The 14155-nt window shown below is 64.9% G+C and carries 17 protein-coding genes, 2 tRNA genes and 2 rRNA genes; 13 read left to right on the top strand and 8 right to left on the bottom strand.

Features of this window, described 5'->3' with window-relative positions:
• The 3 genes from BMX07_RS24880 to BMX07_RS16865 form a co-directional block, all read left to right on the top strand.
• A 23S ribosomal RNA gene (locus BMX07_RS24880) occupies positions 1-133 on the top strand; the annotation flags it as partial.
• Positions 134-258: 125 nt separating this feature from the next.
• Positions 259-380, top strand: a 5S ribosomal RNA gene (rrf, locus tag BMX07_RS16870).
• A gap of 144 nt (positions 381-524) precedes the next feature.
• Positions 525-600: transfer RNA gene (locus BMX07_RS16865), tRNA-Cys, on the top strand.
• A gap of 502 nt (positions 601-1102) precedes the next feature.
• Here BMX07_RS16865 and BMX07_RS16860 read toward each other — a convergent pair.
• From BMX07_RS16860 to BMX07_RS24585, 3 genes are all read right to left on the bottom strand, one after another.
• Positions 1103-1176: transfer RNA gene (locus tag BMX07_RS16860), tRNA-Lys, on the bottom strand.
• An 84-nt stretch (positions 1177-1260) separates the two neighbouring features.
• A complete protein-coding gene (locus BMX07_RS16855) occupies positions 1261-1956 on the bottom strand; it encodes a DUF7119 family protein (protein ID WP_090619866.1) in 696 nt (231 codons plus the stop codon).
• A gap of 57 nt (positions 1957-2013) precedes the next feature.
• Positions 2014-2154 carry a hypothetical protein gene (locus BMX07_RS24585; RefSeq protein ID WP_175480179.1) on the bottom strand — a complete coding sequence of 47 codons (141 nt, stop codon included), beginning with the start codon at positions 2152-2154 and terminating at the stop codon, positions 2014-2016.
• Between the two features lie 893 nt (positions 2155-3047).
• Here BMX07_RS24585 and BMX07_RS16845 point away from each other — a divergent pair.
• The 9 genes from BMX07_RS16845 to BMX07_RS16810 all read left to right on the top strand — a co-directional run bounded on the left by BMX07_RS16845 (position 3048) and on the right by BMX07_RS16810 (position 8176).
• Entirely contained in the window at positions 3048-3329 is a 282-nt protein-coding gene (locus BMX07_RS16845; RefSeq protein ID WP_090619860.1) for a DUF6360 family protein, read from the top strand.
• A 98-nt stretch (positions 3330-3427) separates the two neighbouring features.
• Complete coding sequence (locus tag BMX07_RS16840) at positions 3428-3922, top strand: DUF892 family protein (RefSeq protein WP_090619857.1); 495 nt, start codon at positions 3428-3430, stop codon at positions 3920-3922.
• A gap of 5 nt (positions 3923-3927) precedes the next feature.
• Positions 3928-4059, top strand: coding sequence for a hypothetical protein (locus BMX07_RS25480; RefSeq protein ID WP_281246977.1), 132 nt, complete (start codon positions 3928-3930; stop codon positions 4057-4059).
• 125 nt (positions 4060-4184) lie between these two features.
• Complete coding sequence (locus tag BMX07_RS16835) at positions 4185-5648, top strand: sodium-dependent transporter (RefSeq protein ID WP_090619854.1); 1464 nt, start codon at positions 4185-4187, stop codon at positions 5646-5648.
• On the top strand, positions 5648-5968 hold the full coding sequence (locus BMX07_RS16830; protein WP_090619852.1) for a DUF8026 family protein: 321 nt from the start codon (positions 5648-5650) through the stop codon (positions 5966-5968). Before BMX07_RS16835 ends, BMX07_RS16830 begins: the two co-directional genes overlap by 1 nt.
• A 91-nt stretch (positions 5969-6059) precedes the next feature.
• Positions 6060-6533, top strand: coding sequence for a ribosomal protein S18-alanine N-acetyltransferase (rimI, locus tag BMX07_RS16825; protein WP_090619849.1), 474 nt, complete (start codon positions 6060-6062; stop codon positions 6531-6533).
• A gap of 68 nt (positions 6534-6601) precedes the next feature.
• Positions 6602-7054, top strand: a complete 453-nt coding sequence (locus tag BMX07_RS16820) for a DUF5810 domain-containing protein (RefSeq protein WP_090619846.1) — start codon at positions 6602-6604, stop codon at positions 7052-7054.
• Positions 7055-7079: 25 nt separating this feature from the next.
• On the top strand, positions 7080-7499 hold the full coding sequence (locus BMX07_RS16815; protein WP_090619843.1) for a DUF5809 family protein: 420 nt from the start codon (positions 7080-7082) through the stop codon (positions 7497-7499).
• 83 nt (positions 7500-7582) lie between these two features.
• Positions 7583-8176, top strand: coding sequence for an NUDIX hydrolase (locus BMX07_RS16810; RefSeq protein WP_090619840.1), 594 nt, complete (start codon positions 7583-7585; stop codon positions 8174-8176).
• Between the two features lie 47 nt (positions 8177-8223).
• Here BMX07_RS16810 and BMX07_RS16805 read toward each other — a convergent pair whose 3' ends face one another.
• Positions 8224-8448 carry a PLDc N-terminal domain-containing protein gene (locus BMX07_RS16805; RefSeq protein WP_245742142.1) on the bottom strand — a complete coding sequence of 75 codons (225 nt, stop codon included), beginning with the start codon at positions 8446-8448 and terminating at the stop codon, positions 8224-8226.
• A gap of 183 nt (positions 8449-8631) precedes the next feature.
• Here BMX07_RS16805 and BMX07_RS16800 point away from each other — a divergent pair, with 183 nt between their 5' ends.
• The gene (locus BMX07_RS16800) at positions 8632-8997 is read left to right on the top strand and encodes a rhodanese-like domain-containing protein (RefSeq protein ID WP_090619834.1); all 366 of its coding nucleotides are present in this window, start codon (positions 8632-8634) and stop codon (positions 8995-8997) included.
• Between the two features lie 183 nt (positions 8998-9180).
• Here BMX07_RS16800 and yciH read toward each other — a convergent pair whose 3' ends face one another.
• The 4 genes from yciH to BMX07_RS16780 all read right to left on the bottom strand — a co-directional run bounded on the left by yciH (position 9181) and on the right by BMX07_RS16780 (position 14003).
• On the bottom strand, positions 9181-9474 hold the full coding sequence (yciH, locus tag BMX07_RS16795; RefSeq protein ID WP_006183677.1) for a stress response translation initiation inhibitor YciH: 294 nt from the start codon (positions 9472-9474) through the stop codon (positions 9181-9183).
• 154 nt (positions 9475-9628) lie between these two features.
• On the bottom strand, positions 9629-11950 hold the full coding sequence (locus BMX07_RS16790; protein ID WP_090619831.1) for a transglutaminase TgpA family protein: 2322 nt from the start codon (positions 11948-11950) through the stop codon (positions 9629-9631).
• On the bottom strand, positions 11947-13026 hold the full coding sequence (locus BMX07_RS16785) for a DUF58 domain-containing protein (RefSeq protein WP_090619829.1): 1080 nt from the start codon (positions 13024-13026) through the stop codon (positions 11947-11949). Before BMX07_RS16785 ends, BMX07_RS16790 begins: the two co-directional genes overlap by 4 nt.
• Positions 13023-14003 carry an AAA family ATPase gene (locus BMX07_RS16780; protein ID WP_090619826.1) on the bottom strand — a complete coding sequence of 327 codons (981 nt, stop codon included), beginning with the start codon at positions 14001-14003 and terminating at the stop codon, positions 13023-13025. Before BMX07_RS16780 ends, BMX07_RS16785 begins: the two co-directional genes overlap by 4 nt.
• Positions 14004-14155: the final 152 nt, after the last annotated feature.

The raw sequence follows: 14155 nt of genomic DNA, 5'->3' as shown, positions 1-14155 counted from the left end.
GCTCGAAACCCACCTGAAAAAGAGATACCATTGAGGCCACTCGTAGAAGACGAGTTCGATAGACTCGGGATGTACGCACCAAGGCAACGAGGTGTTGAGTCCGCGAGCACTAACTGGCCAAGCCACACATTCATACTACAATCGCATTGGATCCGTGACGCGAGAACGGGTCCGGACGCAAACTGGACTACACGTACATTCGGTCTTGGACACACACCGATATTGGAATGACGACGGTTCGATTCCGTTGGTCGGCATTACGGCGGCCACAGCGGCGAGGTGCCTCCCGTACCCATCCCGAACACGGAAGATAAGCTCGCCTGCGTTACGATCAGTACTGGAGTGGGCGACCCTCTGGGAAATCCGTTTCGCCGCCTCCACTCATACTCGTACTTCAACCCCGCACAGCGACTGCGTTGGCAGTCGCTGTGCGGGGTTTTCTGCATATACTGGCGATTCGGAGTTCGACAATGATTGTCCCGTACCGCTATGCTTAAACGACCGCAGTAACAACAGTAAAATGCGCCAAGGTGGCAGAGTCCGGCCGAACGCAGCGGCCTGCAGAGCCGCCCATCGCCGGTTCAAATCCGGCCCTTGGCTTCTCTCCTTTCGAGTTTTCTACCGCTGCGATCCCATTATCGTGCAGACACACTGCTCCTCGCAGTTGCTCTCAAACCCGTGACGAAATCACCGTTTTGAGTACTGCTCAGAAGTACGTGGATTAGCAATGCATCTCATCGCCTCTGTATCCTGCTCTAAGACACGCGGCTAAGATGGTCCACAATCCCGGAGGTACAACCTGATCTCGTTGATCCCGGTAGTTCTACTGTCGTTCCGTTCGTCGACGTCGATGAGCTGTTCCTGTTTGGCCCACCACGAAACACACGGTCGGACGTACACGCCGCGTTGCGTGCGACCTCCTTGCGTTCAATCCCGCCGATTCCGATGCTATCACTCGCGGAGTTACTTGCGACAGGAAAGCGGGCCGGGCGCGATTTGAACACACGGTCACACGGTCGCTCACTTCGCTCGCGCTGCGTGTTCCCTGCGATTCAAATCGCAATAACCGTTTTGTCACTCACAAATTTGCTCGTGGCAAAAGCGGGCCGGGCGCGATTTGAACACGCGACCGTCTGGTTAAAAGCCAGACGCTCTGCCAGACTGAGCTACCGGCCCTCCGTTTTCTCCTTTCGGTGAGTAGCGGTTAAACGTTTCTTTCTCGGTTGCCGTGGGCGGCGACTCATCGGCGCGGGTACGATCTCATTCGAAGTACTGTTCGAGCGCTTCGGTGACGAGTTGGCCGGGATCGACGCCTTCGATGGATGCACGTCGGCGGAGATCCCGATACGTGGTCGGCGAGAGCGTGAGTTCGAGCCGGCCGAGAGTGACGTCGTGTTCGGCGAGGGCCTGGTCGATGGGGGTGCCGTCGTTGATTGCGCTGGCAACGCTGCGGACGTCGCGGACGGTGAGATCGCCGTCGAGGATGGCCCACGCGAGGAGGAGGCGGGCTTCGCCGCCGACTCGTGCGATGTGTTTGGCGGCGGTCGGAGCGATTCGTCCGATCGCGACCTGTTTGCGGACCGACCGCGGGAGATCGTGGACGCGGGCCCATTTGCGGATGAACGAGACGGTGGCATCGCCGCCGGCCCGTTCGGCGGCGGCCTTGTAGGAGCCTTCGCCGCGGACGAGCGCGGCACAAGCGGCCGCGCCGCGAAGCATGTACAGGTGATCGTCGTTGGTTTCGCCGGTGGCGAACTGATGGACGGTCTCGGCAGCGTCCGCCAGGCTCTCGGGATCGTCGGGATCGAACTGGACGGCTTCGCGGGCACGGGTTCCGGCGACCGATTCGTCGCCCCGGATAACTGGTGCACCGACGGGCGATTCGCGATCCGTCGGGATCGATCGACCGTTCTCGCCGCGGCGGTACGAACGATCACCGGGTCGGTTGTCGGTCATGAAACTCGGTACGGGTCTCGCCGTCAAAAAGGTCGTTGCCGGGGCGAAATTATCGCCTTACTCCTCGCGTTGTTCGGCGAGGTGTTCCCAGATTTCCGTACAGCCGGCTCCCTCTTCGATATCGTCGAGGTGGGCGTCGTCGCGCTCCTCCGCTTCCTGCTCGACCGGCTCTGGTTTGCATTCGGCTGTATCAGTCATTGGCGACCTTTCGAACCACGGATGCATAAGTATCGCTTCGGCTGCAAACGATACCCGTGCTCTGTCTTATGGGTGGATTATGCCGCTATCTCTGACGGATACTGCCGCCGAGGGATCGAGGGTTCGGATGGGGAGTGCTAACTGGGGTTGTATCAGGCCAGCTATAACCGGGTGGGTACCAGGAGACGAATCGATGCCAACCGTCCGTCGGAAGTAGAACTCTCGTTCGAGGAATAGTTACGAGAGATTGCTCGATCGAACGAACCTGTATTTCGAGTATACTGCCAGTAAACCCGGTCTGCCGGGAATGAGTGGCCAATTATGTTCGAGAAGCGGCCATATGTCGCTTATAATAGCCGCTTCTGCGGGCGGGAGACACGAGCGACACGGCACGCGGACTAACGCCCGGCGACGATCGGTGGCACTGTGGCTCGAGTCGCTCTCTTCTCGGACCGTTGTTTCGGCTGTTTCTTCGGGCCCGTGAAATCGGCCCCGCGATCCACTTGTGGCAAAAACAGCCGGTACGTGTGGCGCTCGTTTCATGCAATTCACGGTGATCGTTACGGTCGGCGAGAACGGTGGTCCGACAGCTATCCGTGCAACCCCTCGCTCGAGTCTCGGCCGATCACGTATCGCGTCGTCCGGCTTCGTCGCCGTTTCGCGGGACGTCGGGTCACTGGTCGCGGTTGGACAGGTGCTCGAACTCGTAGCGTCGGCCGAGTGATGTGGGACACGCGCATGGACAGGGGCTTCGAGAGCGCGGTCGGAACAGCGGATCGCGATCGCAGACACTGCCGGCAGTCAGTGACCACGTCCGATCCTGCGGTCGGCGGCGGTTCGGTGCTCGTGACAGCCAGCGGTATAAGTGATCGCACCGTGTGAGTCGAACTGAAATGTCCGATCGACTGATGCCGGTCACCGCCGACAGCACGCTCGAGTACGTCGAGGGGAACGCGATCGGCGAGGCGTTCGAATGGGAGTCTATCGCGGTCGTGAACGCGACCGCTGCCCGTGAGGAACCCGAGGATGTACACCTGCAGGTCGAGTTCGACAACTTGTCCGAGGAGTACCTGCCGAAGCACATGATCGACCTCGAGTTGACGCCGACCCAGGCCCGCGCGCTGGCTGCCGACCTCGAGAAACACGCCGACCGCGTCGAGGACGCCGAGAAGTAGCTGCGACAGCACGGCACGGTGTTGTTGTGGACACTGGCGCCTGCCGTCGCAGGCTTCCGGCTTTTTGACTCGAGCGCTGGACGTTCGACCGGATACCCATGAGTCTGGACACTATTCAGGACCTGTTTGAGCACGGTCTCGAGGACATCTATCACGCGGAGCACCAGCTGCTCGACGCGCTCGAGGAGCTCGAGCGCAACACCGAGCGCGACGAGATTTCGCAGGCGTTTTCGGACCACCGCGAGGAAACGCAGGGGCAGATCGACTGGCTCGAGGCGGTCTTCGACGAGTTCGGCGAGCCGCCGGAGAAAGAGGAGTGTGAAGGTATCGAGGGGCTGCTCGAGGAGTACGAGGAGTTCGCATCGATGGAGCCGAGTCAGGCGGTGATGGACTACCACAACATGGCTGCCGCGGAGAAAACCGAGCACTACGAGATCGCGGCCTACGGCAATCTGATTCCGCTGGCTGATCAGCTGGGAATGGACAAGGCGGCGGATCTCCTCGAGGAGAACCTCCGGGAGGAGCAGGAGGCTCTCGAAGAACTGATAGAACTGACCGAGGAGTTCGAGATGGACGCGATCCCGGCCGAGTGATTCGCGTGACCGACACAGATACCGAGGACGACGAGGAACAGACCCAGTACGGCGGGACGGAGGAGAAAGAGCCGACGACCGATATCGACGAGAACGGCGATACCGACGACGAGGCGGCGTCGGATACCGACGAGTAACCCCGTTGTACGGGTTTCGCGATGGGCAGCCGAACCGGGAAATCGCTTCGTACGGGTGTCATTCTCGATACTGTATACTGGGATTATAGGCCGCTACGGATCGTGGTGTTCGTGGTGATCCAACGATGGATGACGGACCGGCGAAAACGGCTCGAGCGGAGTGGGGAACCCGATTCGGGTTCCTGATGGCGATGATCGGTGCCATGGTGGGTGCCGGGAACATCTGGCGGTTCCCGTACGTGATGGGGAGCAACGGCGGTGGCGCGTTCGTTCTCGCGTTTCTCACGTTGTTACTCGTCCTCGCAGTGCCGGGGCTGATGGCGGAGGTCGCGCTCGGTCGGTACGCGAACGAGGGAGTCATCGGTGCATTCCGGTCGGTCGTCGGCTCCAGAGGGGTGGTCGGCTTCGGCGTGGTCGTGTTGCTGGTGAATATCGCGCTCATGTCGTACTACTCCCCGGTGGTCGGCTGGACGCTGTACTACGCCGTTCACTCGCTGTTGTTCACCTTCACTGCGAGCGGCTTCGAGGCGGAGCCGTTCATGAACGAGTTCTTCGCGAACTCGCTGCTCGTGATCGGTCTCCATACGATCGTTATGGCCTCGATCGCAGCGATTCTGGTGCTGGGTATCCGTCGCGGCGTCGAACGGATCGTCGTCTACGCGGTGCCGGCGCTCGTGCTCTCGCTGGTCGTCATGGCCATCAGGGGGCTCACCTTACCCGGTGCGAGCGAGGGACTCGCCTTCGCGTTCGGTATCCAGTGGGAGTACCTGGTGGAGAGCGACACCTGGATTACCGCACTCGGGCAAGCGCTGTTCTCGACCGGTCTTGGATGGGGGATCGCCCTGACTGTCGGTAGCTATCTCCGGGAGTACGACGACGTTCCGCTGGGCGGGGGCATCTTCACTGCGATTGGCGAATCGAGCGTCGGGATCCTCGCGGCACTGGCGATCTTCCCGGTCGTCTTCGCAGTCGAAGGCGTCGAACCCGACGCTGGCGCCGGACTCGCGTTCGTCTCGCTCGTGCAGGTTTTCCCGGAGATTCCGCTCGGCGGGCTGGTCGCGATTCTCTTTTTCGTCGGCTTCTTCCTCGCGACGTTTACGTCGGGATTGCTCATCACCGAAGTGAGCGTCACGACGCTCAGCGAGGAAACCCGGTTCGATCGAACCCAGACGACGCTCGGCGTCTGTGGCGCGATCTGGCTGCTGGGGCTCCCGAGCGCCTACTCCGTGGCCGTCCTCGATTACCTCGACTTCGTCTTCGGGAACTGGGGGCTGCCGCTCGCGACGCTCGCCATCATCGGCGTCATCGGGTGGGTGATGGGACCGCAGCGTCTCCGTCTGCTCGCAGTCAACCGCAATGCCGGCGTCTACGTCGGCCGCTGGTGGAATCCCGTGATCCGGTACGTCGTTCCGGCCGTCATGGTGTTCATCGTGGCCTACTTCGCCTACGAGAACTTCGGGAGCCCCGAGATGATCGGGGGGATGGTCGTCCTCGTGACCTTTCCCGCCATCGGCTACGCGATCATGTCCGTCCTCGAGAGTGGCGGCGGTCGACCGGAGGGAGACGAAGTCCCCGGGGGTGACGACTGATGGCCGCGCTTTCGCTCGAGGTGCTCGGAATGCTCGCGTTCACGCTGGTCGCCTTCTACGGCGTCGCCGGCTGGGCGCTGATTCGGACGCTGCGGCAGGAACGCCGAAAGGTCGACATCCTCGAGCATCAGGATCGGATGGACACCTACTCTCCCAGGGCGCTCGCGGAACTGCGTGAGTGGATCGAGAACAATCCCGACGATCCGCTGGTCGACGTGGCTCGCCGCCAGCACAACGAGTGCGTGACGGTCCTCCGACGGACGGACAGGCACTTCTACGACTGGTCGGACGAGGAGATCGCTCGCCTCGAGCAGGTGTGACCGCCCGGTCGCTCGCCTCGGCGACGCGAGCGATCCCGGACGGCTGCCGGGACGCGTACGGCTTTTACTGTTCGACTCGTTACTCTCGCGTGTGACAACGCCCGCGCCCGAGGACGGCGAGGAGGTGTCGATCCGGCCCGCGGAGCGTGCGGACCTGCTCGCGGTCGTCCGTATCGAGAACGACTCGTTTTCCCAGCCCTGGCCGTACGACGCCTTCGAGCGGTTCCTCGGCGAACCCGGGTTTCTCGTCGCCGAACGGGACGGCGCGATCGCCGGGTACGTCGTCGCCGACGTGACTCAGCAGGTCGGCCGCGCGCTCGGTCACGTCAAAGACATCGCCGTCCACGCCGACCATCGTGGGGATGGCGTCGGCTCCGCGCTCCTGTCCCGATCGCTCGGCGTGCTCGCGGCCCGCGGTGCCGGAACGGTCAAGCTCGAGGTTCGACGCTCGAACGACGAAGCGAAGCGGCTCTACCGGGAGTTTGGCTTCGATCCCCTCCGGCGGGTCCCCGAGTACTACGGCAACGGCGAGGACGCGATCGTGATGATCCGAAAGCTGGAGTAGCGACGTAGCGATGTTACGGTGTTGCGGTGTTGCGGGACGTTTTACCGTTCGCGACCGTATTCCCATCCATGGGATACGCTTGCCCCGTCTGCGACGCCGAAGAGGCCGACGCGGTACACCTCGCGAATCATCTCGCGATCACCGCGTCGCTCGGCCGCGAGGACCACCGGGAGTGGCTCGAGGAACACGCACCCGACTGGGGTGACTGCAGTCCCGAGGAACTCGGGGAGCTCGTCAGTCCGCACGCGGCGGAAATCGACACGCCCGAGTTCGAGGGGCGCGGGCACGGCCACGACCACGGTCACGAACCCGGCCGTCCCGGCTCGCTCGAGGACGGTATCGCCCGCCAGAGCCGCCAGCCCGGCCGGGGATCGATGACCGCCGAAACCGAGACCGTCCTCCGGGAGGCGGCGGCGCTGACCCGTCAGATGCAGTCCTCGAGTGAGGCCGACGCGGACGACGGGACGGAATCGACGGGCGGCGGGGAAGACGCGGACGGCGACGGGAACGGAAACGCGTAACTGCCAGTCCGCCGACTGTCCCGGTATGCACACGGTGGGGACGTTCACCTTCGAGTCCGCGGGAGACGCGCGGGAACAGTACGAGTCGGTCGGCCCCGCAGCCCAGACGGTCGTCCGCGAAGTCGCGACGGCGATGGAGTTCGACCGCGAGGAGTACGACGAGCGCATCACCGGAGACGTCGTCGAGACCGCCCGCGACGCCCTCTTCGCGAGCCTGCTCGAGGTCCGCGTCGGGAGCCGCGAGGAGTTCGAGGACTGGCGTCACTCCTACGACGGCGAGGTGACGAAAGTGGGTCACGAGGCGGTCGACCACGTCGCCTGGCACGCGGGACCGGACGACGAGGCCGTCGCGGCGACCTTCCAGGACGAGGAAGACGCGGCGGTCGCGACGCTTCGGCGACAGGCGTTCGGGCGGTTGTATCGCGAACTCGTCGAGCAATCCTGATCCCGCGGCCGCCTTCCCCGAGCGGTGATCCCCGAGTCAAGAAACGGCCATCTATTACAGCCTCGAGACCCACGTCTCTCACGATGACTGCACCCGACGAGTGGGACTTACTCGAGGAGCGCACCGAGTACGAGACGGGCTGGTACGACGGCGGCTACGATCTGGTCGAACAGCCAGACGGGAGCCAGAAGCGATACTACTGGGCGGACCTGCCGCCCGCGGTCGTCGTGGTCGCGCGGATCGCCGGCGACGTCCTCGCGGACGGGGATGGGGACGGGGACGACGGTAGCGACACCGGCGGCGACCGTATCCTGTTCGTCGAACAGTACCGGCCCACGATCCGCGAGACGCACCTCGAACTCCCCGCGGGAATCGTCGAGGACGGCGAATCCTATACGGGGGCGGCGACGCGCGAACTCGAGGAAGAGACCGGCTTCCGGCCGACGAGCACGGCGCTCCTCCAGGAGTACGCCGTCGCGACCGGTGTCCTGCGCCACGACCGCGCCATCGTCTACGCGGAGGGCCTCGAGCCGGGCGAGCGCGAACTCGATAGCAACGAGTTCCTCGAGGTGCGGACGGTCCCCGTCGACGAGGCGCTCGAGCGGGCTCGAGCGCAGCCGACCAACGACGCGACGCTGTCGGGGTTGTTGCTGGCGAAGGAAGACGGGCTCGTCTAATCGGCGGGCACGGTCGGTCCGTGGCGGTGGAGAACGGACGTACCGATCTAGAACTGGGTTTGGCGACCGGCTCGTCCGCCCGTTCCCCCTCTGCCGATGAGCAGATAGAGCAAAAGCCCCAGGAACCCACCGAAGAACACGACGAGCGTCCAGAGTACCGCACTGTGGGGGCTGTTCGTCTGGGCATCGGCATACACCCACACCAGTGCCGCGAGATAGAGGACGAACAGTACCAGCAGGAAGATGAAGAGGGCACCTCCAGCGGTTTGCATCGGGAATACGGCAGTCGTGAGGGCCATCGTCGTAATAGTTAGATAACTAACACATGGGTCTTTCGTTCTGACTACGCGGACTCGTATTTGGCGAGTGGAACGACTCGGAGGCGGCCCGACGGCAGCGTCTGTGACCGATCAAAACCCCTGATCTTATTCGCGTCGATGCCCACCATTCCGGTAATGGACGGCGAAATTTCCACCGACGAGGTCAAGGAACTCCTCGAGGAGGATGCCGACGTTCGCATCGTCGACATCCGTGACGAGCGAAGTTTCGAACACAGCCACATTCCGGACAGCGAGAACATCCCCTTCAACGAACTCATGGACCGCATCGACGAACTCGATGGCGAAGATCACATCGTTACCGTCTGTCCCCACGGCAAGGCGAGCGTGCAGGCCGCACAGCTCATCGGCTCGTACGAGGGAACCGCCGACGCACGCGTCGAGAGCATGGAGGGTGGTCTCGACAAGTACGGCATGAAGTTCGGGCTCGTCCGCGACGACGACGACGCGGACGAACCGGCCGAACGGGAGTCACCGTTCTGACCGCGCCGGTCGCGGGTTCGTCGCGACGCGAATCGAACGGCAGCCGAGGTCGACCGCCAGCGACGCGGCCGGACGCGAGCCGGCCGACGGTGACGTCACTGACCGATTGCGGCACTGAAAAAACGGACGCGAAGTTGCGACGCGGTCGTGGGGTTCGGAAGTCGTCTCAGAGCATTGCGGGCATCAGGCGACGTTGAAGCCGCGGTCCCGAAGGAACTCTTCGATGCGGCCGGTGTGGTTCCCTTGGAGTTCGATCTGGTCGTCCTCGACGGTCCCACCACAGGCGAATTTTGACTTGAGGTCCGACGAGAGACTGTCCAGATCGACGTCCTTCGGATCGAATCCTTCGACGATCGTTACCTCTTTCCCGTATCTGCGCTCGTCAATGCGGATGTTGAGTTGCTGTTGGCCCTTGGCCACGTCTTCGCAGACGCAGAGTTCTTGGGGCAGCCCGCACGTCGAGCAGACTTCCGACATTACGTTCGTAGCTATGAAACGGGCATATTAAACACTATCGGGACCCGCATGCCCTCGCGCGGTCCTTTTTCAGTGGCCCGGGGTCGTCCCGCCGATCGGATCGTGGTCGACGGACGACTTTCCGTCAGCCGAGCGGCACTCCTCGCGGCGCCCTTCACTGGTTCCGGAAGCGACGGACCACCGGAAGCCGGCTCCGGGCGAGGTCGTCGACGATCTCGATCGCCTCGTCGGCCTCCGCCCGGCCGACGCCGTCGCCGTAGGTCGCCCGTTCGTAGTACTCGAGGACCCGGTCGACCCGCGGATCGAGCGGTGGGTCACCGTCCGTCTCGGCCGCGGCGGACAGCGCCGTCAGATACGCGCGCGCCGACTCCGAGCGGCGGCGCGGCCGGTACCGGTGTCCGAGGTGGCGCTCGAGGCGACGGAAGGCGCGTTCGGCGTCCCGATCGGGATCGGACCGGAACCCGTGCCAGTAGACCCCGACCTCGCGACGGAGCCGCATCGTCGCGTCCGTCCGCCGTGCGCCAGCGGCGAGTCCGACGAGCACGACGAAGCCGAGTAGCGCCGTCTCGCGTGTGATCGCGAGCAGTCGATCGAGCAGCGACTCGCCGTCGTCGGCCGCGTCGCCGGCGGCTTGTCCCCCGGGGTCGGACGGGCCGGAGCCGTTGTTCGGATCGGTGGACGGGTCGGAGCCGTTGTTCGGATCGGTGGACGGATCGGTCCCGTTGTTCCGGTCCTCGTTCGATCCGTTCGGATCGTTGGGGTTGGACGGCGGGTCGACGGGTGTTTCGTCGGGTCCGTCGCGGATCGGGACGTCCTCGCTCTCGTCGGTATCGGCGTCCTCGTTACCGTTCATGCGGGCCTCCTGCAGGCGCTCGGTGTGGACCTCGCTGCGTGCGGTGCCGGGCGTCGGGTCGAACCGGACCCAACCGTGGCCGGGGAAGTAGGCCTCGACCCAGGAGTGGGCGTCGAGTCCGCGAACGACGTACGTGTCCTCGTCGACTCGCTGGCCGGTCGTGTAGCCGGTGACGTATCGGGCGGGGACGCCCTCCTCGCGGAGCATCTGCACCATCGTCGTCGCAAAGTAGACGCAGTAGCCTTCGTCCATCTCCAGGAGGAAGCCTTCGGCGACGTTGCCGGCGGGCTGGGAGACCTCGAGCGAGTACTCCTTCGAGGTGCGGAGGTGGCGCTCGATCGCGACGGCCGTCCCGTACGGCGTGTCGGCGTCCGCCGTGATCTCGGCGGTTCGGTCCCGGAACTCGCTCGAGGTGTCTTCCGGCGTCTGGAGGTAGTGGTCGGTGACCTCGTCGGGGTAATCGGTCCCTGCAGCCCGGAGCGCGGCCGGATCGGGGTCGACGACCGCGCTTTCGACGGTGTAGCTGTCTCCCGTCTGGATCGGGGTTTCGGGTCGGGGCTGGTTGTGTCTCGAGACGGTCGTCTGCCGGCTCAGATCGCCGTCGAGGGAGAGGGGCTGTGGCGCGACCGGCATGATCCCCAGCTGCGTCTCGGCGGTGACGGTCTGTTTGATCCGCTCGTGGGAGCCGGGCGGGTTCGCGAGCCGTCCGTCGTACCGACGGTCCTGTCCGGTCCTGACCCACTCATCGCCGGTGAATCGGTCGTACACGCCCGTGCGCCAGTAGGACGGTCGATCGGATTTCACCGTGAACCGTACCTCCGGCGAGAGGTCGACCTGGCCGGAGATGCCGGACCGGTCCGGTGCGGAATCGATCGTCGCCTCGAGCGTACCGGCTTCGCCCTGCACGAGGTGGGTCGGCCCCGTCGGGTTGCCGGGGACGACGGTGACCGACAGCGACAGGACGATGATCAGGGCGAACAGGGCGGCGAGCAGATCCGCCTGCGCGATCGAGTCGCCCCGTCGCTCGAGGTCGCCGAGGGCGACGGCACCGATGGCGGCGAGGATCCCGGTCAGCGTGACGAGCGTCCCGGCGTCGCTGGTCAGGACGAGAAAGCCGAGCGCAAACCCGCCGGGGAGGACGCCGAGTCCGTACCGTCCGCGGACGGCGAGATACCACGAGAGGAAGACGGGGGCGGGCACGAACCCGAGCGTCCAGAGGCCTGCCTGGACCATCCGGAGCAACGGGAGGCCGGTCGCGAGCGCGACGGTGTCGGAGATGATGGCGTCGGTCCCCGTGAAGACGACTCCCAGTTCGACGCCGGCCGCGGTGAGGTAGTAGGCGAACCCGAACGCGGTCACCGACAGCGCGAGGAGTCCCGCGGTTCGGGGACGGATCAGCCGCGCGAGTATCGTCGCCGCGAGCAGCATGAGTCCGACGAGCGCGAACAGCAATTCGCTGCCGCCGACGACCTGTGTGATCTCGTACAGGACGCTCACGTACGATCCGGTCAGAACTAGTACGCATCCCAGCGCGAGAGCGCGAATCGCGGTGGGGCCGAGCGGCTCGTCCGCGTCGAACGAGATCGTTCGCTTTCCGGTGTGGCTGGACGAGTCCGTGCTCATGCGGCCGTCCCCCGTCGACTATCGGTCTCGCGGTCGGCTCGGCCGTCGCGCTCGCTTGCGGATTCGCCCTGTTCGTCCCGTGCCGATCGACGTCGTCCGCGACCGCAGAGTCGATCGAAGGGCAGGTCGCGGTCGTCGACGACGACCGTCGTCCCGTCCGCATCGGTTCGAACGAGGACGTCAGCGTCCCGTTTCGTCTGCGTTTCGAGTTCGCCGGGCGTGGTGACGGCCAACAGCCCCAGGAGCTCGCGGTGGTGGTTTCGGCCGGACTCCGGCGGCAGCGTCCCGTCGGGAACGACGAGCCCGACCGTGGCACCCAACTCGAGTAGATACGTCGCGACGCTGGCGGCGGCCGACGCCATCTCGTCGTCGCGGTCGGAGCGACACTCGGCAGCGACCGTGACGGCCCCCACCTCCTCGTCGTCGGCGTACTCCGTGACGACCAGGTCGTCGGTGGGGCGTTTGGCCGCACTCTTCCAGTGAACGTCGCGCAGCGGATCGCCGCGGCGGTACTCCCGGAGGTGGTCGAACTCGTCGTGAACGTGGCGATCCGCAACGCCGGCGAGTGCCTGGATGTCGGTGGCGGGCCCGCGTCCCAGGTCGCGAACGCGGGGATAGACGAGAACGGGCGTCGACGCCTCGTACTCGAATCGCCGTTCGACGAGGCCGACGACGTCCGTCACGGTGATCGACAGCGGACCGACCCGCCGTTCGCCTCGTCGCTCGAGTCGGACGTCGTACGCGACCGTCTCGTCGCCGTCGAGCGTGGTTTCGATGACCGGGTCCGTGGTCGCCGACAGCCCGTCGCCGACGGCATCGGTCACGGTCGCGGCGACGGCTCGATCGGTCGAAATCGCGATCTCGACCCGCCGCTCCTCACCGATGAAGCCCTCGGCGACGGAATGGCGGGTGACGCGCGGGCGGGTTGTCCGCCCGGCCGTGACCAGTCCGGCGAGGAGGACGACGACCAGCGGGACGACGACGGCGTTCAGCGCTCGCGGGCCGAACTGCCAGCTCAGCAGGACGGCCCCGCAGACGACGGTAACGACGGCCCAACCGCGGCGCGTGAGTCTCATTCGACGGCGATGTGCTCGAGCGCGTCCTCGACGACCGCGGTGCCGTCCCGGTCGCGCCCGCTCGTCTTGATCCGGTGGCTCAGGACGGCCGGCGCTTCGACTTGCACGTCGTCCGGAATGACGTACTCCCGACCGTTCGTAACGGCACGGGCCTGCGCCGCTCTGAGTAACGAAATCGTCCCGCGGGGGCTCACGCCGATGTGAGCGTTCTCCCGGGTGTACGCCACGAGCCGCGTCGCGTACTCTCGGACCGGTCTCGCGACCTGCACCGCCGAGACGGTCTCGCGGGCGGCGACGAGCGTTTCGCGGTCGGTCACCGGCTCGAGCGACTCGATGGGGTGGTCGCCGACCGTGCGACCGAGCAGTTCGGCCTCCTCGTCGGGGTCGGGATAGCCGAGGTGGAGTTTCTTCATGAACCGGTCGACCTCCGCGAAGGGCAGGTCGTAGGTCTGGTTCGGCTCGACGGCGTTCTGCGTCGCGATGACGGTAAAGGGGTTCGGGAGGTCGCGCGTCGTCCCGTCGACGGTGACCTGCTCCTCCTCCATGGCCTCGAGCAGGGCGGCCTGGGTCTTCGGCGGGGCGCGGTTGATCTCGTCGCCCAGGACGATGTTGCCGAAGACGGGACCGGACTGGAACTCGAACTCGCGGGATTTCTGGTTGAAGACGTTCACGCCGGTGACGTCGGTCGGCAGGAGGTCGGGCGTGAACTGGACGCGGCTGAACGAACAGTCGACGGATCTGGCGATCGAGCGCGCGAGCATGGTCTTGCCGACGCCAGGGACGTCGTCGAGCAGGACGTGTCCGCGCCCGAGAACGGCGGTAATGACGTGCTCGATCACGTCCTCGTGGCCGACGATCACGCGCGAGACGTTCGCCTCGATGTCGGCGCACAACTGTTCGACTGTCGAAATCTGGAGGGAATCACCGTCGGCGGTCTGTTCGGTACTCGCTTCCGGTATCGGATTGGCATCGGTCATAGTCTCGTAGTTCGCTGTGGGGACCCGGACGAACCGTCCATTACTTCGTCATCCGGGTCTCCGGACCATATGTTTTGTGTCATACGAATCACTCGTCCTCGGGGACATTTCGCGTCGAGAACCGGAGAACAGCCTCGTTCGCGCCAGCAGTG

Source organism: Natrinema salaciae (genome assembly GCF_900110865.1).
Taxonomy (GTDB): Archaea; Halobacteriota; Halobacteria; order Halobacteriales; family Natrialbaceae; genus Natrinema; species Natrinema salaciae.
Note: the sequence above shows the minus strand (reverse complement) of the source record. Positions and strands in the feature narration are given on the sequence as shown.

Coding starts and splice junctions, on each gene's coding strand:
- BMX07_RS16855 (WP_090619866.1), bottom strand. CDS start 1,956: ATGACCGACAACCGACCCGGTGATCGTTCGTACCGCCGCGGCGAGAAC.
- yciH (WP_006183677.1), bottom strand. CDS start 9,474: ATGTCGGAAGTCTGCTCGACGTGCGGGCTGCCCCAAGAACTCTGCGTC.
- BMX07_RS24585 (WP_175480179.1), bottom strand. CDS start 2,154: ATGACTGATACAGCCGAATGCAAACCAGAGCCGGTCGAGCAGGAAGCG.
- BMX07_RS16820 (WP_090619846.1), top strand. CDS start 6,602: ATGGGATACGCTTGCCCCGTCTGCGACGCCGAAGAGGCCGACGCGGTA.
- BMX07_RS16830 (WP_090619852.1), top strand. CDS start 5,648: ATGGCCGCGCTTTCGCTCGAGGTGCTCGGAATGCTCGCGTTCACGCTG.
- BMX07_RS16785 (WP_090619829.1), bottom strand. CDS start 13,026: ATGAGACTCACGCGCCGCGGTTGGGCCGTCGTTACCGTCGTCTGCGGG.
- BMX07_RS16800 (WP_090619834.1), top strand. CDS start 8,632: ATGGACGGCGAAATTTCCACCGACGAGGTCAAGGAACTCCTCGAGGAG.
- BMX07_RS16810 (WP_090619840.1), top strand. CDS start 7,583: ATGACTGCACCCGACGAGTGGGACTTACTCGAGGAGCGCACCGAGTAC.
- BMX07_RS16835 (WP_090619854.1), top strand. CDS start 4,185: ATGGATGACGGACCGGCGAAAACGGCTCGAGCGGAGTGGGGAACCCGA.
- BMX07_RS16815 (WP_090619843.1), top strand. CDS start 7,080: ATGCACACGGTGGGGACGTTCACCTTCGAGTCCGCGGGAGACGCGCGG.
- BMX07_RS16790 (WP_090619831.1), bottom strand. CDS start 11,950: ATGAGCACGGACTCGTCCAGCCACACCGGAAAGCGAACGATCTCGTTC.
- BMX07_RS16780 (WP_090619826.1), bottom strand. CDS start 14,003: ATGACCGATGCCAATCCGATACCGGAAGCGAGTACCGAACAGACCGCC.
- BMX07_RS16805 (WP_245742142.1), bottom strand. CDS start 8,448: ATGCAAACCGCTGGAGGTGCCCTCTTCATCTTCCTGCTGGTACTGTTC.
- BMX07_RS16840 (WP_090619857.1), top strand. CDS start 3,428: ATGAGTCTGGACACTATTCAGGACCTGTTTGAGCACGGTCTCGAGGAC.
- BMX07_RS16845 (WP_090619860.1), top strand. CDS start 3,048: ATGTCCGATCGACTGATGCCGGTCACCGCCGACAGCACGCTCGAGTAC.